This window comes from Salaquimonas pukyongi, assembly GCF_001953055.1.
Taxonomy (GTDB): domain Bacteria; phylum Pseudomonadota; class Alphaproteobacteria; order Rhizobiales; family Rhizobiaceae; genus Salaquimonas; species Salaquimonas pukyongi.
This window is the reverse complement of record NZ_CP019044.1, coordinates 2,834,133-2,855,992: the sequence shown is the minus strand read 5'-3', so window position 1 is coordinate 2,855,992 and position 21,860 is coordinate 2,834,133. Positions and strand designations below refer to the sequence as shown.

At 58.4% G+C, this 21,860-nt stretch carries 16 protein-coding genes, 1 tRNA gene and 1 pseudogene; 5 read left to right on the top strand and 13 right to left on the bottom strand.

Annotation, left to right across the window (positions count from 1 at the left end; genetic code table 11):
• Positions 1 to 101 precede the first annotated feature (101 nt).
• Positions 102 to 1,115, top strand: a complete 1,014-nt coding sequence (locus tag BVL55_RS13720; RefSeq protein ID WP_075997376.1) for an alpha/beta fold hydrolase — start codon at positions 102 to 104, stop codon at positions 1,113 to 1,115.
• A 12-nt stretch (positions 1,116 to 1,127) separates the two neighbouring features.
• Here the strand turns inward: BVL55_RS13720 and BVL55_RS13715 are convergent, their stop codons facing one another.
• Entirely contained in the window at positions 1,128 to 2,180 is a 1,053-nt protein-coding gene (locus BVL55_RS13715; RefSeq protein WP_075997375.1) for a threonine aldolase family protein, read from the bottom strand.
• Positions 2,181 to 3,063: 883 nt separating this feature from the next.
• Between BVL55_RS13715 and gltB the strand changes: the two are divergent.
• Both gltB and BVL55_RS13705 read left to right on the top strand, forming a co-directional pair.
• A pseudogene (gene gltB, locus BVL55_RS13710) lies at positions 3,064 to 7,695 on the top strand (glutamate synthase large subunit); the annotation flags it as partial.
• A 9-nt stretch (positions 7,696 to 7,704) separates the two neighbouring features.
• Positions 7,705 to 9,153, top strand: a complete 1,449-nt coding sequence (locus BVL55_RS13705; RefSeq protein WP_075997374.1) for a glutamate synthase subunit beta — start codon at positions 7,705 to 7,707, stop codon at positions 9,151 to 9,153.
• A 21-nt stretch (positions 9,154 to 9,174) separates the two neighbouring features.
• Here the strand turns inward: BVL55_RS13705 and BVL55_RS13700 are convergent, their stop codons facing one another.
• The 6 genes from BVL55_RS13700 to BVL55_RS13675 form a co-directional block, all read right to left on the bottom strand.
• A complete protein-coding gene (locus tag BVL55_RS13700; protein ID WP_075997373.1) occupies positions 9,175 to 9,750 on the bottom strand; it encodes a DoxX family protein in 576 nt (191 codons plus the stop codon).
• Positions 9,737 to 10,417 (bottom strand): HvfC/BufC N-terminal domain-containing protein, encoded by a 681-nt coding sequence (locus tag BVL55_RS13695; protein ID WP_244530519.1) that lies wholly within the window; start codon positions 10,415 to 10,417, stop codon positions 9,737 to 9,739. The genes BVL55_RS13700 and BVL55_RS13695 overlap by 14 nt, the downstream gene beginning before the upstream one ends.
• Positions 10,418 to 10,582: 165 nt before the next feature.
• Positions 10,583 to 11,494, bottom strand: a complete 912-nt coding sequence (gene bufB / locus BVL55_RS13690) for an MNIO family bufferin maturase (protein ID WP_075997371.1) — start codon at positions 11,492 to 11,494, stop codon at positions 10,583 to 10,585.
• A gap of 65 nt (positions 11,495 to 11,559) precedes the next feature.
• The gene (locus BVL55_RS13685) at positions 11,560 to 11,865 is read right to left on the bottom strand and encodes a BufA1 family periplasmic bufferin-type metallophore (RefSeq protein WP_075997370.1); all 306 of its coding nucleotides are present in this window, start codon (positions 11,863 to 11,865) and stop codon (positions 11,560 to 11,562) included.
• A 182-nt stretch (positions 11,866 to 12,047) separates the two neighbouring features.
• Positions 12,048 to 12,809, bottom strand: a complete 762-nt coding sequence (gene hisN / locus BVL55_RS13680) for a histidinol-phosphatase (RefSeq protein ID WP_075998170.1) — start codon at positions 12,807 to 12,809, stop codon at positions 12,048 to 12,050.
• Positions 12,810 to 12,890: 81 nt separating this feature from the next.
• Positions 12,891 to 13,811: an N-formylglutamate amidohydrolase gene (locus tag BVL55_RS13675; RefSeq protein WP_075997369.1), complete on the bottom strand. Its 921-nt coding sequence runs from the start codon at positions 13,809 to 13,811 to the stop codon at positions 12,891 to 12,893.
• Between the two features lie 226 nt (positions 13,812 to 14,037).
• Here BVL55_RS13675 and cpdR point away from each other — a divergent pair, with 226 nt between their 5' ends.
• Both cpdR and BVL55_RS13665 read left to right on the top strand, forming a co-directional pair.
• Positions 14,038 to 14,397, top strand: a complete 360-nt coding sequence (gene cpdR, locus BVL55_RS13670) for a cell cycle two-component system response regulator CpdR (RefSeq protein ID WP_075997368.1) — start codon at positions 14,038 to 14,040, stop codon at positions 14,395 to 14,397.
• Between the two features lie 154 nt (positions 14,398 to 14,551).
• Positions 14,552 to 14,626, top strand: a tRNA-Val gene (locus BVL55_RS13665).
• Between the two features lie 133 nt (positions 14,627 to 14,759).
• On the opposite strand, the gene BVL55_RS13660 is transcribed toward BVL55_RS13665, so the two are convergent.
• From BVL55_RS13660 to BVL55_RS13635, 6 genes are all read right to left on the bottom strand, one after another.
• Positions 14,760 to 15,500, bottom strand: a complete 741-nt coding sequence (locus BVL55_RS13660; protein WP_075997367.1) for a lipase family protein — start codon at positions 15,498 to 15,500, stop codon at positions 14,760 to 14,762.
• 204 nt (positions 15,501 to 15,704) lie between these two features.
• Entirely contained in the window at positions 15,705 to 16,325 is a 621-nt protein-coding gene (locus tag BVL55_RS13655) for a protein-S-isoprenylcysteine O-methyltransferase (RefSeq protein ID WP_244530518.1), read from the bottom strand.
• A gap of 339 nt (positions 16,326 to 16,664) precedes the next feature.
• Positions 16,665 to 17,864 carry a hypothetical protein gene (locus tag BVL55_RS13650; RefSeq protein WP_075997366.1) on the bottom strand — a complete coding sequence of 400 codons (1,200 nt, stop codon included), beginning with the start codon at positions 17,862 to 17,864 and terminating at the stop codon, positions 16,665 to 16,667.
• A gap of 94 nt (positions 17,865 to 17,958) precedes the next feature.
• Complete coding sequence (locus BVL55_RS13645) at positions 17,959 to 18,504, bottom strand: sarcosine oxidase subunit gamma (RefSeq protein ID WP_075997365.1); 546 nt, start codon at positions 18,502 to 18,504, stop codon at positions 17,959 to 17,961.
• Entirely contained in the window at positions 18,497 to 21,490 is a 2,994-nt protein-coding gene (locus tag BVL55_RS13640; protein ID WP_075997364.1) for a sarcosine oxidase subunit alpha, read from the bottom strand. The genes BVL55_RS13645 and BVL55_RS13640 overlap by 8 nt, the downstream gene beginning before the upstream one ends.
• Positions 21,487 to 21,858 (bottom strand): sarcosine oxidase subunit delta, encoded by a 372-nt coding sequence (locus tag BVL55_RS13635; RefSeq protein WP_075997363.1) that lies wholly within the window; start codon positions 21,856 to 21,858, stop codon positions 21,487 to 21,489. Before BVL55_RS13635 ends, BVL55_RS13640 begins: the two co-directional genes overlap by 4 nt.
• Positions 21,859 to 21,860: the final 2 nt, after the last annotated feature.

The following is a 21,860-nucleotide window of genomic DNA, read 5'->3' as shown; positions in this document are numbered from 1 at the left end:
TGTTAAACACCGCTGGCTTGCCGTAGAAAAAGCCAACAGCTAGACCCGATTGTCCCGACCGTTGCATACGGCATGGCCGTTGCCCTAATGGAAAAACACCGATGGAGCTTGCCAGCCCGCCCTACAACCCTCTTCCGCCCGACCCGGTCTGCGGTTTTGCCGTGACCGAGGACGGCTTCAGGCTGCGCTACGCGCATTGGCGGACGACGGCGCCCCCCTGCAAGGGAACGGTGCTCTTGCTGCATGGCCGGGCTGAATACATCGAAAAACTCTACGAGACGACAGGGGATTTGCGGAAGCTTGGCTATGATGTTCTGACTTTCGACTGGCGGGGACAGGGAGGATCGGACCGGCTGCTCGAAGATCGAAGAAAGGGCTATGTCGAACATTTCGGCCAATACGTCATCGATCTTGAGACCATTGTGACCGAGGTAGCATTGCCCGACTGCCGTGGGCCGTTTCATGTTTTGGCCCATTCCACCGGTTCTCTGGTGGCACTGCTTGCAGCCCCGCATATGGGCAACCGGTTGCGCCGAATGGTGCTGTTGGCGCCACTGCTGGGCTTCGGGTCAATCCCGATTGCCAAGCGGACGCTGAAATGGCTTTGCGGGACCTTGCATGTTACCGGGCTGGGCACCCTTTACTTGGCCGGTGGGCCAAGGCCGGACGAAAACCGCGCCTTCAAGGGCAACCGGTTGACGTCTGATCTGAAGCGGTTTCAGCGCAATGCCAAGCTTGCCGGGGAGTTCAGCGACCTGACAATCGGTGGGCCGACGGCAACCTGGCTGTTTGCAGCGGGACGGGCCATGGAACGTGTTTCGTCAACGGAGTTTCACAGCCAGGTGACCATTCCCACCCTTGTGATCTGTGCCGGCAATGACGAGGTTGTGGACAACCGTGCTGCGGAGTTGCTCTGCAGGCGATTGCGTTCGGGCTCCTGCCTTACGATATCGGGTGCCCGGCATGAAATGCTGCAGGAACGCGATGCGGTGCGCGAACAGGTTCTGGCAGCGTTCACAGCCTTCGCCCCCGGCGGCCGGGAGCTTGATGAATCCCGCGCAACACCAAGATCCAGGGACACGGGCGCAGCCGTGCCTGACAAGTCGGTTTCCTGATTTTTCCAAAATTCAACCGTTCAGGACTTCCCCGAATGCATCCACCTCCTCCGGGCTGGTGGCAAAGGAAGTAACCAGCCGGTAAAGGTCTTCCGTGTCATCCTGCAACATGTCCTGATGGGAGAGCGGGAGCCGCCATTCGAAGAAGACCGCCCCCTTGTTGCGCAGTTCTTCTGCCTGCGCCTTTTTCAGAACCACGAAGGATTCATTGGCTTGGGGCGCGAAGGCCAGCCGTGCATTGGGGCTTTTTTTTATGTGCCCGGCGAGCCGCCCGGTCATTGCATTGGCGTGCCGCGCCATGTCGAGCCAATGATCGCCTGCAAGATATCCAGTGAATTGTGCGGCAATAAACCGACTCTTTGAGAAAAGCTGGCCTGCCCGCTTGTGGTGGAATGCGAGTTCTCCGGCAAGCCTGGAATCAAAGCAGATCAGCGCTTCCGCACACCAACAGCCGTTCTTGGTGCCGCCAAAGGACAACAGGTCGACACCCGCCTTCCATGTCATTTCCGCCGGTGTGGTTTTAAGGCTGACCAGCGCATTGGCAAAACGAGCACCATCCATGTGGAGTGGCAGTGCATGCTCTCTGGCTATTGCGCTGATCTGCCGGATTTCCTCGACGCTGTAGACGGTGCCGGTTTCCGTAGCCTGGGTAATGGAGACGGCACTGGGCCTGCCGTGGTGAACGAAATCAGCCGGGTACCGGCCGATGGCTGTTTTCAACACATCAGGGTTCATTTTCCCCAACTCGCCTGATACCGCGCACAGGCGGCTGGCGGAAAAGAACTCCGGCCCGCCGCATTCATCGGAGATGAGGTGGGAATCCTCATGGCAGAACGTAACACCGCCTGCTTTTGAAACACTGGCGATGGCGATGGAATTGGCTGCCGTGCCGGTAGCAACGAAGAACACCGTAACGTCGCGTTCGAAAATCCGTGACAGTTGTGCTTCAACCTGGCGGTCGAGTTCGCCATTGTTGTAGCCGCTTTTGAAACCACTGCCGTGGTCTGCGATTGCCTGGTTGATCCTGCTGTCGGCTCCGGCCCAGTTGTCACTGGCAAAAAACACGTCGCTCTCCCCTTGCTGTAACCGGGAATTGGTTACATGGCGGGAATGGCCTGTCCAGCACGCTGAACCGGGTTTTGCGCAGAAAAGCAAACGGATAGAGCAACAATTGCGGGAATTGGAACCCGGCTCCGCCAAGGCGGAGCCGGGCATCAGAGCCAGATCACTTTCTAAGAAGGTTTGCCAACCGGTTCGTCAGTCTGGGGGCGACAGCGCTGACGCCGTGCAGAAAAACCACCTTGAGACTGGACTCCAATCACAAGCCAATTATTGCCAGGGATCATGTACGTTTCCCGGAACTACAGGTTTGTACTTCCCTTCATGTCTGTAAGGGTTCTTACATGCCCCAACGAAAACCTATTGACTTGGCAAATGATATGCAAGCGGTTTCAGCGTGACGGTCGATCTCCGGTGACAGAATTTCCCTTATTCCAGCGGGGTTTACCTTAGGTCATTGCTTGGGGTTTGGGCGCTGTGACGGTTTGTGTCATGTGAAGTTTTCCTTGCGGTTTGCCTCAGATTCTGGCAGGTGAGAGCAGCAAAAAGGACAGCATTACTGTCCTATTGCCTGCGGTTGAACCTTGATGCCCGAAGCGGCGGTTTTCAACGTGACGCATAGTTTGCTAAACAGGGCCTAACGGATGTGCCCAGGGCAATCCGGACAGCACTCACAGGCAGCGTATGAACGGAACCCCGCAAACGGTTACAGGGGGTTGCCCTCACGGCGCGCTCCGGCAAATGGCGGAATGGCCATGGGTGCAGGCAAATCGGGAAGGAGACAGGCATGTTGAAGGACGTTGCACCGGGTTTACAGCGGGGCGTTTCAACGAACGTCCATGCAAAAGACCCTGCAGGCGTTTGCCTGCCTGCATCCGGTCGCACGGCTCCCGCGGCGCAGGGTCTGTATCATCCATCCAACGAGCGTGATGCCTGTGGTGTCGGTTTCGTTGCCGACCTTACCAACAAGCCGTCCCACAAGACCGTCAAGGACGGTCTGTTCATGCTGGAGAACCTGACCCACCGCGGGGCAGTCGGGGCCGACCCCCTGATGGGGGATGGCGCGGGAATTCTGGTTCAGATCCCGCACAGGTTCTTTTGCCGGGAAATGGAAAAGCAGGGCATCACCCTGCCCGAACCAGGACATTACGCAGTCGGGCATTTCTTCTTGCCCCGCGATGAGACCATTCGCGAAGCATCGATCAAGATTCTTGAAGAGTGTGCACAAGCCGAGGGGCTGGAGCTGATCGGCACCCGGGATGTGCCGGTCGACAATTCTTCGCTCTCCAAAGCGCCTGAAATCATGGCGAGCGAGCCGGTCCATCTGCAGGTGTTCATCGCCCGTCCGGGCACCATTGACGACCAGAACGTGTTCGAGCGCCGGATATTCCTGCTGCGCAAGGTGATCTCGAATCGGGTCCACAAGGAGACCCAGGGCCGCGACAACGGCTTTTATCCGGTTTCCATGTCGTCCCGTACCATTGTCTACAAGGGCATGTTCCTGGCTTACCAGGTCAGCAAATATTACCTCGACCTGCAGGATGAGGCATTTGAATCGGCCATGGCGCTGGTTCACCAGCGTTTTTCAACCAACACATTCCCGTCCTGGAAGCTGGCCCATCCCTATCGCATGGTCGCCCATAACGGCGAGATCAACACCTTGCGCGGCAACAACAACTGGATGGCGGCGCGGCAGGCATCGGTGGATTCCGAACTGTTCGGCAACGACATCGCCAAGCTGTGGCCGATTTCCTATGAGGGCCAGTCGGATACAGCCTGTTTCGACAACGCGCTCGAATTCCTGTTTCAGGGCGGATATTCGCTTGTTCACTCGATGATGATGCTCATCCCCGAGGCCTGGGCGGGCAACCGGCTGATGAGCGATGACCGCAAGGCATTTTACGAGTACCACGCCGCGTTGATGGAACCATGGGACGGCCCGGCAGCGGTTGCCTTCAGCGATGGCCGGCAGATCGGTGCCACGCTGGATCGCAACGGACTGAGACCCGCCCGCTACATCGTAACCGACGACAACCGCGTCATCATGGCATCGGAAGCCGGCGTTCTGCCCGTTGCTGAAGAGAACATTGTCAAGAAGTGGCGGCTGCAGCCCGGCCGCATGCTGTTGATCGACCTTGAAGAAGGACGCATCATCTCCGATGCCGAGATCAAGTCCCGCATCTCCGCCAAGCACCCCTATGGCGACTGGCTGAAGAACACCCAGCTCATCCTTGAGGACCTCAATCCGGTGGAGCCCCGGGCACTGCGGGGCGATGTCTCCCTGCTCGACCGCCAGCAGGCCTTTGGATACACCCAGGAAGACACGAAGCTGCTGATGGCGCCCATGGCGACCACCGGGCAGGAAGCCATCGGTTCCATGGGCACCGACACGCCGATCTCGGCAATGTCGGACAAGCCGAAAATGCTGTACACCTATTTCAAGCAGAACTTCGCCCAGGTGACGAACCCGCCGATCGACCCGATCCGCGAAGAACTGGTAATGAGCCTGGTGTCCTTTATCGGTCCGCGCCCGAACATCTTCGATCTGGTTGGTTCCTCACGCCGCAAACGCATGGAAGTGCGCCAGCCGATTCTGACGAATGCGGATCTGGAGAAAATCCGTTCGATCGGCCACACGGAAGACCGCTTCGATACCAAGACAATCGACATGACCTATGCGGCCACCGAAGGCGCCGGCGGCATGGAGGGTGCGCTGCTTCGCCTTTGCGAGCGTGCGGAGGCTGCGGTCGCCGGCGGTTACAACATCATCATTCTTTCCGACAGGCAGATCGGCCCGGACCGGATTTCCATTCCCGCGCTGCTGGGTACGGCTGCTGTCCATCACCACCTCATCCGCAAGGGATTGCGCACTTCTGTCGGGCTGGTTGTTGAATCAGGTGAACCACGCGAAGTGCATCATTTTTGCTGTCTTGCCGGATATGGCGCGGAGGCGATCAACCCCTATTGCGCCTTCGAAACTCTTGCAGACATGCACGCCAAGGGGCTGTTTCCGCCGGAGGTCGACCGCCATGAAGTCGTCGAGCGCTATATCAAGGCGATCGACAAGGGCATTTTGAAAGTGATGTCCAAAATGGGCATCTCCACCTATCAGTCCTATTGCGGGGCACAGATTTTTGACGCCATCGGCCTGTCGAGCGAGTTTGTCGGCCGCTATTTCACAGGAACGGCTTCAATGATCGAAGGAGTTGGCCTGCCGGAGGTTGCCGAGGAGACAGTGCGCCGTCACCGGGGAGCCTTTTCCAGTGACCCGGTTTTGGCCAATGCGCTCGAAATTGGCGGGGAATATGCGTTCCGCAAACGTGGCGAGCGCCACGCCTGGACGCCCGACAACGTGGCAGCCCTGCAGCATGCCGTGCGTGGCAATTCCAAGGACAGATACAAGGATTTTGCCGATGACGTGAACAACGCTGCCAGGGAGCTTTCAACGATCCGCGGCCTGTTCAACGTCAAGCTGGCTAAAGCCGATGGCCGCAAGCCGGTCCCGATTGAGGAAGTGGAACCGGCAGAAGACATCGTCAAACGGTTCTCGACCGGGGCCATGAGCTTCGGCTCGATTTCCCGAGAGGCACATACGGCGCTGGCACGGGCGATGAACCAGATTGGCGGCAAGTCGAATACGGGGGAAGGCGGCGAAGAACCAGACCGTTTCCACCCGCTGCCCGACGGTGCGCCCAATCCGGAGCGCTCGGCCATCAAGCAGGTTGCTTCCGGCCGTTTCGGCGTGACGACGGAATATCTGGTCAATGCCGACATGATCCAGATCAAGGTGGCACAGGGGGCCAAGCCCGGCGAGGGCGGCCAGTTGCCCGGCCACAAGGTGAATGCCACGATTGCCAAGACGCGCCATTCTACGCCGGGGGTTGGGCTGATTTCACCACCGCCCCATCATGATATTTATTCCATCGAGGACCTGGCGCAGCTCATCTACGATCTGAAGAATGTGAATGAAAAAGCCGACATTTCGGTAAAGCTCGTTTCCGAGGTGGGCGTGGGCACGGTTGCCGCGGGCGTTGCAAAAGCCCGTGCCGATCACATCACCATTTCCGGCTATGACGGGGGTACCGGTGCTTCTCCGCTGACGTCACTGAAACATGCCGGCAGCCCATGGGAAATCGGGCTTGCTGAAACCCATCAAACCCTGGTGCTCAACGGGTTGCGCAGCCGGGTTTGCCTGCAGGTCGATGGCGGCCTGAAGACAGGGCGCGATGTTGTCATCGGTGCCTTGCTGGGAGCAGATGAGTTCGGCTTTTCCACCGCGCCGCTGATCGCTGCAGGCTGTATCATGATGCGCAAATGCCATCTCAATACCTGCCCGGTTGGCGTTGCAACCCAGGATCCTGTGTTGCGCAAGCGCTTCAAGGGCACGCCCGAACACGTTATCAACTACTTCTTCTATGTGGCCGGGGAAGTGCGCGAACTGCTGGCCGCCATGGGCTACCGCACGCTGAACGAGGTGATCGGCGAAAGCCAGCTTCTTGAAAAACAGGACATGGTCGATCACTGGAAAGCCAAGGGGCTCGATTTTTCCAGGGTTTTCTTCAAACCGGAAGCTGAAAAGAAAGCCATCTACTGGACCGAGCGCCAACAGCATCCCATTGACGATATTCTCGACCGCAGGCTGATCGAGCAGGCCGCACCGGCGCTTGAAAAGGGAGAGGCTGTTCGCATCGAAATGCCGATTACCAATGTGGACCGCTCCGCAGGCACCATGCTTTCGGGCAAGGTGGCCGAGAAATACGGCCATGAAGGCCTGCCGGAAGATACCATCGCCGTTTCCCTGACCGGCACAGCCGGGCAGAGCTTTGCGGCGTTTCTGGCGCATGGTGTTTCCTTCGATCTGGAAGGGGATGCCAACGACTATGTGGGCAAGGGCCTTTCCGGCGGGCGGCTGGTGGTGCGGCCGGCAAAGCAGTCGAAGATCGTGCCGGAAGAATCCATCATCATCGGCAATACCTGTCTTTACGGTGCGATTACCGGAGAAGCCTATTTCTGCGGTGTGGCCGGTGAACGTTTTGCAGTGCGCAATTCCGGCGCCATTGCCGTTGTCGAGGGTGTTGGCGATCATGGCTGTGAATACATGACCGGCGGCATTGTGGTCGTCATCGGCCAGACGGGACGGAATTTTGCGGCCGGCATGTCGGGCGGCATCGCCTATGTGCTCGATGAAGCGGGCGATTTTGCCGAACGCTGCAACATGGCAATGGTGGAACTGGAGCCGGTGCCCGAGGAAGACGATCTTCTTGAGAAGCTGCACCACCATGGCGGCGATCTCGACCACAAGGGCAGGGTCGATGTTACCTCGGACATGAACCATCATGACGAGGAACGGCTTTATCAGCTCATCTCCAATCACATGCACTATACCGGCTCGGAACGGGCGAAAGCGATCCTCGACAACTGGGACGACTACCGGCCGAAATTCGTCAAGGTAATGCCGGTCGAATACCGCCGGGCGCTGAAGGAGATGGAAGAAATGCGCTACGGCACGGCGGCGGAGTAGGGGTTTTCGATGGGCAAGGTAACGGGTTTTCTTGAGATCGACCGCCAGACGCCGAAATATGAGCCGGCGTCCGACCGGGTGCGTCACTACCGGGAATTCTCGATTCCCATGTCGGATGAGGAAGTGGCCAAACAGGCCGCGCGTTGCATGGATTGCGGCATTCCCTATTGTCACGGGGATACAGGCTGTCCGGTGCACAACCAGATTCCCGACTGGAACGACCTGATCTATGCCGGCGACTGGGAAGAGGCCGCGCGCAACCTGCATTCGACCAACAACTTTCCGGAGTTTACCGGACGCATCTGTCCGGCACCTTGCGAAGAGGCCTGTACGCTCAACCTCGAAGACGTTCCCGTCGCCATCAAGACGGTGGAACAGGCGGTTGCCGACAAGGCGATTGCAAACGGCTTTCTTGCTCCTCAGCCTGCGGCAGAAAAGACCGGAAAGCAGATTGCGATTATCGGTTCGGGCCCTGCGGGCCTTGCGGCAGCGCAACAGCTTGGACGGGCCGGCCACGACGTTCATGTCTTTGAACGCGAAAGCCGGGCGGGGGGCTTGCTGCGCTACGGGATTCCCGATTTCAAAATGGAAAAGCACCATATCGACCGGCGCATTGGGCAAATGCAGGGCGAGGGCGTGACCTTTCATTATGGCGTCAACATCGGTGCCGGAAAGCCTGCGAAGGAGCTGATGGACGAATTCGATGCCGTGCTGATTGCTGCGGGCGCAGAAAACCCGCGTGACCCCGGTATTCCGGGGTCCGATCTTGCCGGCGTTCATGCTGCAATGCCCTATCTGGTACAGCAGAACCGGCGCGGCGGGCAGGAGCCCCTGGAAAATCCGGGCTGGCCGTCGGAGGAAATCTGGGCGGGTGCGAAACGGGTTGTCGTTGTCGGCGGCGGGGATACGGCTTCCGACTGTATTGGAACCGCTTTTCGCCAGGGGGCGACGGAAGTCACCCAATTGGACATTCGCCCCGAACCGCCTGAAAAGGAGGACAAGCTTGTTGTCTGGCCTTTCTGGGCGACGAAGATGCGCACGTCCTCTTCACAGGCTGAAGGAGCAAGCCGCGAATTCGCCGCAGCGACGCTGGAATTCGTCGGCAAAAACGGCAAGCTTACCGGTGTCAAATGCGCCCGCGTCAACGAAAAGCGCGAACCGATCGAAAATACCGAGTTCATCATCAAGGCGGACCTTGCCTTCATCGCCATCGGTTTTGCGGGGCCGCTGGAAGAGACTTTTGTTGCCGAGCTCAAGCCGGAGATGGATACCGACTGGCGCGGGGGGCGTTCGATTCACGCAGATGAAACGAATTACCGCACATCGGTGCCTGGCCTTTACGCAGCTGGTGATGTCCGGCGTGGCCAGTCGCTGGTTGTTTGGGCCATCCGGGAAGGCCGGCAGGCAGCGCGCGCCATCGATCTCGACCTGATGGGCAAAACCGTTCTGCCCGAATAGATCTGGCGCCGGATAACGAGGTCAGCTGGTTCGGTTTTCCCACCATCTGCCAAGCAGCCGGTCGACAGACAGACTGCCGGCACCTTTGAGAACCAGCACCGCCAGCAGAAACACCCAAAGCGCGCGCTGATCCATGATCAGCGAGTCGGAATGACGGTCGAACAAGGCGCCTACGGTTCCCGCATCGACCTTGTGCACGGCGATGTCCACATAGCTTTGCACGAAGATGAAGATGATCATGCCGATGGCGGCAATACGGGTAAACAGGCCGAGTACGATCGCCACCGGCAGAAGAAATTCCATATAGGTGCCGAGCGCGACTACCAGATCGACATACCAGGGAATGTTTGCGGTATCGAATTCGTACGCCAGCATGCCTTCCTCGCCGAGAATCTGGAAATAGGCGCTGTCCTGTATCTGGAAAATGCCGGCAAAGCCCGCACCCAGCTTCGTTGTGACCGAGTTAACATAGTAGAAAAACAGCACGGCCAGAAAGGTGAGCCGGGCAAGAAGGCCGGTTAGCCAGCCGGATGTCAGCCTGTTAAGCGTTGCGAAGAAGGTATCGTGAAGTTGCTTTAAGGTCTCAATCAGCTTCATTGTCATCATCCTCAGGCTGGCGGTTTGGAGTGGGGCTGTCGCGGTACGGAGCTTTAACGGAACAAAAGGCACCAGTGCTGATGGCCAGATTGATGGCTTGTGCCGGTGCAAAAGTTTCATCGGCTTCCATTGCCGCAGTGATGGCGGCCTCAAGGGTAGTGCCGTCGAACAGTGACCCGAAAAATGCCAGGTCCGTGCTGTCGAGGCGGGTAATCATGCAATGCAGGAAGGGCCGTGTGATCAGGACACTTTGCGCTGTGCCAAGATCGATACCGGGGCAAGGCCAGACTTCCCTGGCGTTGAAAAGGTCGAACAGCGGGAAGTCAGAGTACAACAGGCATGCAGCCGGGTGGACGCTTAAGGCAAGCTCCGAAGGGTCGCTTGCAGCGGCCAGTTCCTGCGGCGCCAGCACAGGCCAGTCAACGGCGTGATAAGCGGCCAGCCAGGCGCGCTCTGCGCGGGCAACGCCTGCAACAAAGGGGGACTTTGCCAGTGGTTTGTAGCTTTCCAGAAATTCGGGGAACTCTGTGCCATAGGCCTGCATCATTGCCGAGCGGGGCGGATGGGCGGAAATGAAATGGCGGGCCACCCTGGAGAAGTTGTCTTCGCCCATGATGGCAGCAAGCGAGGGATAAGCCTGCTTCATTGCCTCGATCAGGCTGACCACCACGTTGTTGCGGTAAATAGCAAACCGCTTGGGTGCCGCCGTACCCTTCCTGCCGACCCCTTCGGGGGGGCTGTTTCCGGATTGAGCAGGGCATCGGCGAAATTTTCCACGCGCCGGGTGTAAGAATGCCGGGTCGTGCTATCGGGTTCGCCTGAAGCCATCAGATCAGGCAACCTGGGGCCGGATTCGGTTGCTCCCCAGGATCTGCTCGGTGGCAGCAGCTTCTGCTTCCAGCACTTCCCATTCGGGCACCTCGTTGTCCCATTCCACAAGGCTTGGCAGCGGGCCTGTGCGTGACAGTGTCTGCCGGTAGAGCGCCCACACATCGCGGCAGACCGGGCGGTCATGTGCGTCGATCAGCAGCGGATTGCCGTCGTCATCGCTGTCGCTGGCATGACCGGCAAGGTGGATTTCCTGAACCAGTTCAGTGGGGTAGGCATCGATATAGGCTTGCGGGGAAAAGCCATGATTGGTGGCGGACACAAAGACGTTGTTGACGTCAAACAGCAGGCCGCAGCCCGAGCGCCGGGCGATTTCCTTCATGAACTCGAATTCGCTCCAGTCCGACTCAACAAAGGTGACGTAGGTTGAAGGGTTTTCGATCAGGATCCGGCGGCCAAGGGCGCTCTGCACCTCGTCGATATGTTCCACCACCGTTTGAAGGGTTTCATCGGTGTACGGCAAGGGAAGCAGGTCGTTGTAAAAAACATCATCATGGGTCGACCAGGCAAGATGCTCCGACACCATGCCGGGCTCATAGCGATCCACTACCGCTTTGAAGCGGGCGAGATGATCTTTGTCGATCGGCTGGGCTCCGCCGATGGACATGCCGACACCATGGATGCTTACCGGATAGCGCTCGCGAATGCGGCGCAGTTGGTCATGGGGCATGCCGCCCGCGCCCATGTAGTTTTCCGCATGGACCTCGAAAAATCCAACGTCGGCCCCCTTGCCATCATTGGCGGCAAGAATGGCATCGACATGCTGTGTCTTCAGGCCGACGCCGGAACGCGGCGGCAGCGATGCGGGTTCAAACGAGGAAGGGGGCAGGTTTGCCGACAATATGGTCGCGCTCATGATTGCCTCCTTCCTTCCAGGTCAAGTTACCGGCCTTCCCAGACAAGATGCCGGATGGTGGGCGCTTAGCTCGGCAGATCGCGCTCAAGGGGATCGGATGAACCCATGCGGTCCTCTTCGCCATCGACCTTGATAACGATGTCATCGCAGGACTCGGCCTCGACGTAAGCCCAGGCATTGCCCTGATAGTCGACCTTGGACGTGCCGGCACAGGTAGTGCCAGGGCCTGCGGCACAGTCGTTTTTACCAGCTTCGGACACGCCATAGCATTTGATTTTGGCAGCCTGGGCCGGCTGGACGGCAACGCCCATGGCGACCGCTGCAGAAACGGCACCGGCAATCATTGCGGCGGTGGTGGCTTTCTTGGACATTTCAGATCTCCTCTTGTTGATCGGGTCGGGCTGAGGGGTTTGGCTAGATAACCAGGTTCACATCGTTTGGCACGCAAACCACCCCGTCGGGCTGTGTTGTTTTCCCGCCTGCCGGTTTCAAATGGAAATCAACATTATGTCAAAGTTAGGTGATCGGCGCATCAAATGCGATGCCGGCGCCTTCAGGCAAGCAAGGCCAGCGCCTGTTTGTGAAGCTCAGGATTGGCCGCAGCGACGATATCGCCGCCATCGGCTGCAGGACCTCCATCCCAGGTGGTCACCAGGCCGCCTGCCTGTTCAATGATGGGGATGAGTGGGACGATATCGAACGGCTTCAACCCGCATTCGACAACAAGGTCGATATTGCCTGCCGCCACCATGGCATAGCCGTAACAATCAAAACCGTACCGGGTCAGGCGAACGGCTTTACTGACGGCTGAGAACCTGGCATGGCGTTCGCCGGCAAAGAGTTCGGGTGCGGTTGCCATCAAAATAGAATCGGAGAGCTTCTGCGTGCTGCTGGTGGCAATTCTGCCGTTTATTCCCTTGTGAATCAGGCTGCTGCCATTGCCGAGCGCCAGATAGGTTTCTCCGGTAAATGGCTGGTGCATCATGCCAGCTACAGGGAGACCGCCTGCTTTCAGGCCGATGAGACAGCCCCAGCTCGGCAGGCCTGAGATGAAGGCGCGCGTGCCATCAATGGGGTCGATCACCCAGCAGTAATGGGCTTGTGTGTTTTCATCGCCATGTTCTTCGCCGATAATGCCATGGCCGGGAAAACGCTCGGTAATCAGTTGCCGGATAATGGCCTCGGCGTTCTTGTCGGCTTCCGTTACCGGGTCGAAACCGGCATCTTCCTTGTTGGTGACATCCGGTCGTTGTCTGAAATACCTCAGGGTTTCCTGGCCGCAAGCATCTGCGATTTCAAGAAAAAATGCCTGCATGTCGCTTTCGCCAGACGGAAGATCGGCAGTGCGGGCGGCGCTGCCGGCAGGCAGGGTCTCGTGGTTCATGGTGATGTTCCGTTATTCGGCTGCCAGCGGAGAAGAGGCGGCAAATGCGTGGGCGTGCTCATTTTCGATTTCAGCAGACAACCGGCTGATGAAGGTTTCAATGTCCCCGGACACGGCGGCAAAGTTGGCGCTTTTTACAAGCCGTGTCTCGTCCATATAGAGCGCCCGGTTGATCTCGATTTGCAGTGCATGAAGCCCGTTGACCGGGCGGCCATAATGCTCCGTGATGAACCCGCCGGCATAGGGTTTGTTCACGGAAACCCGGTATCCGAGCTCTTGCAGAATTTGGGCGGCGTGATGGGTCAGAACCGGCGAGCAGGCGCTGCCGTAGCGATCGCCAAGGACGAAATCTGCGCGCAGCGGCTCAAGTTTGCGGCCGGAGAAGGCAATGGCGCCAATGCGCGATACTGCCTGGGCCGATGGCATGGAATGGCAGTCGATCAGAATGCCGTATCCCTGCTCGACGATGGTTTGCGCCAGCAGGCCGCGCAGGGCGGCGTGATAGGGCTTGTAGACATGATCGATGCGTGCCAGCACCTCATCAGTGTCCAGTGGCCGCGAATAGATTTCTGCATTTTCCGCAACGATCCTTGCAATGGTACCCAGCCCGTTGGCTACCCGGGCAGACCGGGTATTGGCAAAGGCAGGAAGGGGTGTTGCGAACATGGCCGGATCGAGTTCGTAGGGTTCGCGGTTGACGTCGAGCCAGGCCCTTGGAAAGCGTGCTTTCAGCATTGGTGCGCCATGGCTTGCGGCTGTAGAAAACAATTCGTCGACCAGAAAGTCTTCAGAGCGCCGCAGGGTCAGGCTGTCGAGCCTTGAGGAGCGGACAAACTGCAAAGGGTAATCGCGCCCGGAGTGGGGCGAGTTGAATACGAAAGGCCCGTGGCGGGTTTCGGGATGGTCGATCGTAAAGAACCTGCTGTCCTGCATGAAAGCCACGTTAACCGGGAACTCTTGCGGTATCAATTGCCGCCTGTGCGGTGATTTTCACCGCTTGTTTACCATAATGGTGTCAGTTTACGGTAAACTATGAACGGAACCGCAGACGACAGCATGGCTCCATGCCGGATGTCAGGTCTCGGTGCTGCAAACCGAAGCATTTTTCTTGCGATGCTGCTGGTGAGAACGTGGCCTGGACAGACAGGAAAAAGACCCGATGAACAAGATCTTGCTTGCTGAAGACGACAACGACATGCGCCGGTTCCTGGAAAAGGCGCTGGACAATGCAGGATATCAGGTCATCGCCTATGACAATGGCGCCAGCGCCTATGACCGGCTGCGCGAAGAGCCGTTCAACCTGCTGCTGACGGATATCGTCATGCCGGAAATGGACGGCATAGAACTGGCCCGCCGGGCAACCGAAATCGATCCCGATCTGAAGGTCATGTTCATCACCGGCTTTGCCGCCGTGGCGCTGCATCCAGATTCGGATGCTCCAAAGGATGCCAAGGTGCTTTCAAAGCCCTTCCATCTGCGCGATCTCGTTGACGAGGTCGAAAAGATGCTGGCTGCCTGAGTGATTCAAGATATGCGGGCGTTGCATGGATAGCCCGATTTCACCTTTCCCAGCATGTTTGAGCCTTGACGCAAAAGTGCTTTCATGGTGTATGCGGCTGTCCGCATGACACCCGTGCTGCGGCGCGGCCCTGACACGATCAGCAGGCCAGGATGGGCGATTAGCTCAGCGGGAGAGCACTACATTGACATTGTAGGGGTCACTGGTTCAATCCCAGTATCGCCCACCATCATTTCCGGTTTAAAATCAATAACTTGCCAAAACTTCCCAGCATGGTCTGTACGGCAGAAAAAAGCCCGGGCAATGCCCGGACCTGCCTAATTGATATTTGCCCTGGACAAACCTGCCGGGCTTCCGGCCCGTCAGCCTGAGACGTGCAGCGCGCGGCGGTTCTTGGCAATCTTCTTGTTGGAAACCTTGCGGGTAATCCGCATGGCATGGGCAATCGACTGGTTCTGCAAGCGCGTGTTCTTCTCCACATTGACATGCTTGATGTCCGGGATGTGATCCACGGTGATGTTCTGCAGCTTGCCCTTGAAACCGGAGGTCCTGGCAAAGGTGTTGCGGCCGTTGGGCAGGTAGTAGTTGACGACCGAGCCGATGTTCTTGCCCACTACCTGGGGCTCGGTCGGGTCGAAGGCAACCACGAGAGAGGTTTTCACCCCATGGGCAGCAAGATAGTTGGCCATTTTCGGTGCTTCATTACCGCCCAGTGAGTGGCCCATGATGATGATGGGATAAGAAACCTGTTTCTTCTTGGAGCGGGCAATGATGTCATCGGCAAAGGGGCGCCAGTCCGCATGGTTGAAGGAAATGGCGTCGAAACCGCGTGCCCGCATCCGCCCGGCGAGCGTATCCATGCCCCGCGAAAATACGTTGAGCAGGCCACGCATGAGATAGACTTCCCCGGTCCGCTTGACATGGGAAAGGTTGCGATAAGCGCGGGCGGGAACCTGCTTCTTCTTGGCCTCCGGCTTGGCTGCCGTTTCCGCTGACGGCGGATTGGAGGACGACGTTCCGGTCGAAGAACAGCCGGTGAGCGCCAAGGTTGCAGCTACGGCAAGGATGCCAGTGGTTTTGATCGCAGATTTGAAAATCATCATGGCCTCAGGACGAAAAACACACACAGGCTTCATAAACTTCACTTATGGTGAAGGAAAGGTAAACATGCAATTGGAACAAGGACTTCGCCCAGCAAAAATCCCGCTGCCAGTTACCTTTTGCAACTCAAGTGTTGCAAATTTGCAATCTTCCGCCACGTAAGGACCATTTCTTCGCCAGAGAAATTGGCGATTGGGGGTGCGGCGTCAATAGATTTTGGGGATGATTCGCTTGGTGCGGGCCTTGTAGCGGCGGTACTCTTCGCCGAACTCGGCCTCCATCATTGCTTCTTCCTGGCCAACCCGCAGAAAATACAGCGTTCCAAAGCCGACAATGCCGGCAAATCCTGCAACCCAATTGGCAAGCAGGAAGGGTGGCGAGACTGCCCAGAGCCAGAAAGCCGAATACATGGGATGGCGTACTTTCTCGTAGATTCCCCTGGTGACCAGCTTGTGATTTTCGCGCAGATCGAGTGAATGAGACCACATTTTTCCCAGCGCCTTGTGGGTTCTGCGGAAAAGATAGAGGGAAAAAAGGAACAGGCCGGTCCCGATGGCGATGCTCAACGGGCCGATGGCGTGGTCGAACTGCTCAGGAAACCCCGTGAACACCCAGATGGCAGGCACAATGCCGAGGCCGAGCTGGGAGGCGAACATCGAAAAGCGCTCAATGGGCGGTCTTTTGGTTACCGAGACGCGGGTCTTGCGCGCCTTGATGTTCGGGCGGAAGCGGATGATGCCCCATGCGACGACGCACAAGCCCCAGATGATTTTGCCGGCAAGTTCCCAGTCCATGGTTGCGATCCGGTTGATGATTGAAGCCAGCACCTAGAGCCTTTCACGCTCATATGGAAGCTGTTTGAACGGCAGGAAAAACTCCCATAGCCGAAAGTTTGACCTGTTGAAACACCTGTCGTTCCTGCAATCGTTTGAACCTGGTTCTTGGGCCTTCGCACAGCGTCGGAAAATACTAACAGTGCCTGCACTGCGCCGCATTTTCCTCCTTGCCGAAGACCAAAATCCGCCGCGTTCTGCAAGAACAGGGTGAAAGTCGCCCACTTCAGCGTCGCGGAACCTCGAAAGGATAGCGACCTGTCATCGGTCCCGCTCCTGGAATTGAACGATTTTCCCCCGTACCGCGCTCCAAATCCTGAATGTCGATACAGCCTAGGCCAGTCTGCCATCCTTATCAATGCGGCCGGTGGCATCGTCGTCCAAAGCAAGGGTTTTTACCGAGAACGGGCCAAACAGGCGCAGCATGTAATCGAAGGATACCCGTTTGTCGTAATAGAGAATGTACTGGCGGTGTGTGCGGTAAGGGGATTTGCGAACCGCACGATACCGCTGTTTGGCAACGCCCTTGGAAAAGCGGATGCGGGTGATCTTGTAGTCAGCTTCCGGGTGGGTGATCCCCGCCTGCTCGAACGGGTCGCTCTTGTAAAAGGCGATAAGATCATCCTTGGTCTGGATTTCATGCCAGAACAGTTCAGGCTGCGCCATCAGGCGCTGCCAGTGAACCCGGATATGGCTTGCAGCAGGCGCCAGGGCGATTTTCAGCATGCTGGAGCCGAGGGCCAGAAAACGGATGGATTTGCCCTCAAGGAGTGCCGGGTCCTTTTCAAGGGCAAGAGAAAGGGCGGCGACCGCCCACAGGCTGCCGAAGGAATGGCCGACAATGACGATCTCATCATGTTTTGAAGCAGTGATCTCCGCAGCAACGGTTCTGCCAAATTCCCTGAAGCGTTCTTCAATCTCCGGATTCTCGCGATTGACCATGTCGCGGGCAAAGCCCCAATCGGCAATGGTCAGCGGTACGTAGAGCTTGTCGCCGGGCCATTTGCACAAAAACAGGGTTGCGGCCAGCGATATGGCAGCATTGAGGATCAGGCTGCCGGTCAGCCACCAGATCAGGCCGAAAATTATCAGGAAGGAAAGTGCGGCCAGCAGGAGCGGATAGATTGTGAACGCCCAATAACGCCAGCTTGCCTTCCGGTACCGGCGAACCGTGCCATCGGCAAAGAAAGCAAAATACTTCTTCAGGTTTTTGAGAAAGCCGCCGGGAAAGCCATCTTGCTCATAGGCGTGAACGATGTCGTTCCAGCGAAACTGCACCAGGCGCACATCGGTTTCCCAATTGCCGCCCCTGGCGTGAAACCCGGCGATGGTATGGTGGGTGCCTTCCTCGTGAAGCAGATCGTCCTGGGTGATTTCAAATCCCCAAATTTTACCGGTCTGTTCGGCGCCGTAGCGCAGGCGCCCGAGCTGGGCTACCGAATCGGTCTGTTCAAAACCGGGGAAGTTCAGCACCAGCCGGGATTTTACTTCCTGGCCGGCTGGCGCGCCGCGATTTCCCGTTCGTTTGGCCATTTCGTCCCGCCGAGTGTGCTATTGTGCCTCAATAGCGGGGCAGCTTGCCGGTATGCAAGGCGCATGTTGGACAGGCGGCCGGGCTTGCGCCGGTTTATGCCGCCTTTGCCGCATCCGTCAGGAAAGTCCATACATAGTTGGAGAAAGACCGCCAGCATTCAACGCGGAAAGCATGTTCGCCGGTGCGGTAGAGAACGATTTCCGATTTGCCGAGAATGGTGCGCGAGCAGGCGCCAACCGGGAACACGGCAGAGGACAGATCCTGCGGACAGCCCGAACGGAGGGCATCAACAGCCTTTTGTCCGCTTACCAGCACAGCAGTGTTGCGGTGAGAGACATCGACTGCCGACAGTTTCGAATTGCCGGCTTTGGCAAATTTCCGGGGCAGCGCCGAACCGTCCTCATCGATAATCAGCCATTCATCCGGGCCAATCCACAGGCACTGGATGCTGCCCTTTGCGGCAGATGTTTTCGGTTCTGCCGGCAAGGCAAAACCGAGGATTTTCCTGGCTTCTGCAAGTCCGCCGGTGCGGGCACGAAGGCTTATGCGGGTGGCAGGGGAAGCTGGCGACAGGGTGATGCCATCGGTGCCGAAATTGCGCCCATCGAGCGGTCCAGTGCGTTGAGCGGTGCTAGACATTGAGCCGTGCTCCTTGTTTGTCGAGGAATACGGTATCGCAAACCTCGACCGCGATGGTCTCGTTCTCCATGGGGACGTAGAGCGTGTCGCCCGTGCGCTCAAAGCCCCCTTCCACCAGCGCCATGGCGATTGAATGGCCAAGGGTTTCAGACCAGTAGGATGAGGTGACGAAACCGATCATTTTCATGGGAACGGGCTGGTTGGGGTCGGCGACGATCTGCGCGCCTTCCTCCAGCACGATCTTGGGGTCCTTGGTCTTCAGGCCCACCAGCTGGCGGCGGCCCTCTGCTACCAGATCGGGCCGCTTGAGGCCGCGTATGCCGACAAAATCGGACTTCTTCTTGCCCACAGCCCAGCCGACGCCCGCATCGTACGGCGTTACCGTACCGTCGGTGTCCTGGCCGACGATGATGAAGCCCTTTTCGGCGCGCATGACGTGCATTGCCTCGGTGCCATAGGGTGCCATGCCCATTGGCTCGCCGCGCGCCCAGATGGCATCCCACACGGCCTGGCCGTAATCGGCGGGCACGTTGATCTCAAAACCCAGTTCGCCGGTAAAGGAAACGCGCATCAGGCGGGTGGGAATCCCGCAGATCGTGCCTTCGCGGATTGCCATGTGCGGCATCGCCTCCAGCGACAGGTCGATGCCCTCGACAAGCGGCTCGACGATTTCGCGCGCCTTCGGGCCCTGAACGCCGATGACCGCCCATTGCTCGGACGTGGAGGTCAGCCAGACTTTCCAGTCGGGAAACTCTGTCTGGAGATAATCCTCCATCATGTTGAGAACGCGCGGCGCACCGCCGGTGGTCGTCGTCACATGGAAGCGGTCTTCAGCCAGCCGGCCGACAACGCCGTCGTCATAGATGAACCCGTCCTCACGGCACATGATCCCGTAGCGGCACATGCCGACGGCAAGCTTCTGCCAGGGATTGGTGTACATCAGTTCCATGAACTTGACGGCATCGGGGCCAACAACCTCGATTTTGCCAAGGGTTGATGCATCGAAAATGCCGGCGGCTTCACGGGTGGTCTTGCACTCGCGTGCAACGGCGGCATGCATGTCCTCACCGGCGCGGGGGAAATACCAGGCACGTTTCCAGTTGCCGACATCCTCAAACACCGCGCCGTGTTCTTCGGCCCAGCCATGCATTGGCGTACGGCGGGTAACGTCAAACAGATCGCCCTTGGAATGGTTGACGATGGCACCGAAGGTAACCGGCGTATAGGGCGCACGGAAGGTGGTAAGCCCGACGGCAGGAATTTCCTTGCCGAGGGCTTCTGCCGCAATCGCCAGGCCATGCATGTTCGACATCTTGCCCTGGTCGGTTGCCATGCCGGTTGTGGTGTAGCGTTTTACGTGCTCGATCGAATGCATGCCCTCGCGCACGGCAAGGCGGACATCCTTTGCGCAGACATCGTTCTGAAAATCGACAAACGCCATGACGTGATCGTCGGGTCCGGCTCCCTTTGCCGATCCGATCAGATGGCCGCGCATGGGGAAAAAGCCGGCCGTTTTGGGTGGTTTGACTTTTCGTCCGCCAACGGCGGCGGATGCCGCAGCAACGGCTTCAGCCAGCGCTTCGTCAATGTCATCGGTGCCATTGCAGGACCCGATGGAAACACAGTCCTCGACATGAATGTCCGGTATGAAGCGGCCGTTGTCAGCGTCGAATTTCAGCTTGCCGCGCGATTGCGAGAAGAGGTGGACGGAAGGCGTCCAGCCGCCGGAGACGAGCAGACAGTCGATTTCGAACTTTTCCGTCAGCGGATCGGCAATCGGTTCGACGGTCATCGACCGGATGCGCATTTTTCCGCTGGTTTTTGTTACAGCCGATGCAGTGCGCACTGGAATGCCCAGTTCGCGCGCTTTTTCGAGCAGGTCAGGATCGGGGGATGCCCGCATGTCGATGATGGCAGCGACTTTAACGCCGGCATTCTGCAGGTCGAAGGCGGCCTGCCAGGCCGAATCGCATGCGGTGTAGATGCCGACATTATGGCCGACGGCAACGCCATAATGGTTGAGATACATGCGCGCGGCGGATGCCAGCATGATGCCCGGCCGGTCATTGTCGGCGAATACCAGATGACGCTCGATGGCGCCGGTTGCCAGGATCACCTTTTTGGCGCGAACCTGCCAGAGGCGCTCACGCGGCAGGTCGGGATCAGGGCGCGACAGATGGTCGGTGACGCGCTCGGCGAGCGTTACCATGTTCTGGGTATAATAGCCGAACGCCGTGGTGCGGGGCAGCAGGGTGACATTTTCCATGGCCGCAAGGTCGGCAACCGTTGCAGCGACCCAGTCTGCGGCAAGCTTGCCGCCAATGGTTGCTTCGGCTTCGGCATTGAGCCAGCCGCCAAAGGCGGCGTTTTCATCGGCCAGAATGATCTTCTTGCCCGTTTTTGCCGCGGTTTTCGCAGCCAGGAGACCGGCAGCGCCACCACCGACAATCAGCAGGTCGCAATGGGCGAAGCGGTTGGCATAGTGGTCGGGGTCGGCCTCTTCCGGCGCATGGCCAAGGCCCGCCGCTTCCCGGATTACCGGCTCATACAGGCGTTTCCAGGCCTGTTTGGGCCACATGAAGGTCTTGTAGTAGAAACCGGCGGAGAAGAAGGGTGACAGCCAGTTGTTGACGGCGCCCACGTCAAACGTCAGCGAAGGATAGTGATTCTGGGTCTTTACGGTCATGCCGTCAAAGACTTCCTGCACGGTGGCGCGCACATTGGGCTGGCGGCGGGCATTGTCGCGGGCAATGTCCATCAATGCACTGGGCTCTTCAGCCCCCGCGCCGAGAATGCCTCTCGGGCGGTGATACTTGAAGGAGCGCCCGGCAAGGTGAATGCCGTTGGCCAGCATGGCGGATGCGAGCGTATCGCCTTCCATGGCATTGAGCTGCTTGCCGTCCAGCGTGAAGGTAACGGTTTTCGACGGGCTCAGACGGCCCTTGCCGGCAATGCGGTTGGCGCCCGTGTTGACGGAGAAACTCATTTCGCTCCTCCCTTTCCGTCGACCGTCCAAACCGGTTCGTTGGCGGGAGTGCCTTTGGCGGGTGGTTTGACCGCCTCGATCTGGGCCCTGGTCAGCTTCGGCTTGGGTTCGCCCGCCTTGTAGGTCTGAATGAACTTGTCGGACACCGAATGGCGCACGGCGTTGAAGAAGCGGCCGCAGCCATGGATGTGCCGCCAGCGCTCGAAGATGATGCCCTTGCCATTGTCGCGGATGAAAAAGAACCTCTCGAAATCCTCGTCGGAAATCTCTGCCATGTTAGCAGGCCGGGCAATATGGGCTTCACCCGCACCGGCAAATTCCAGTTCGGGGCGCTCTTCCTCGCAATAGGGGCAGTGGATCAGAAGCATCG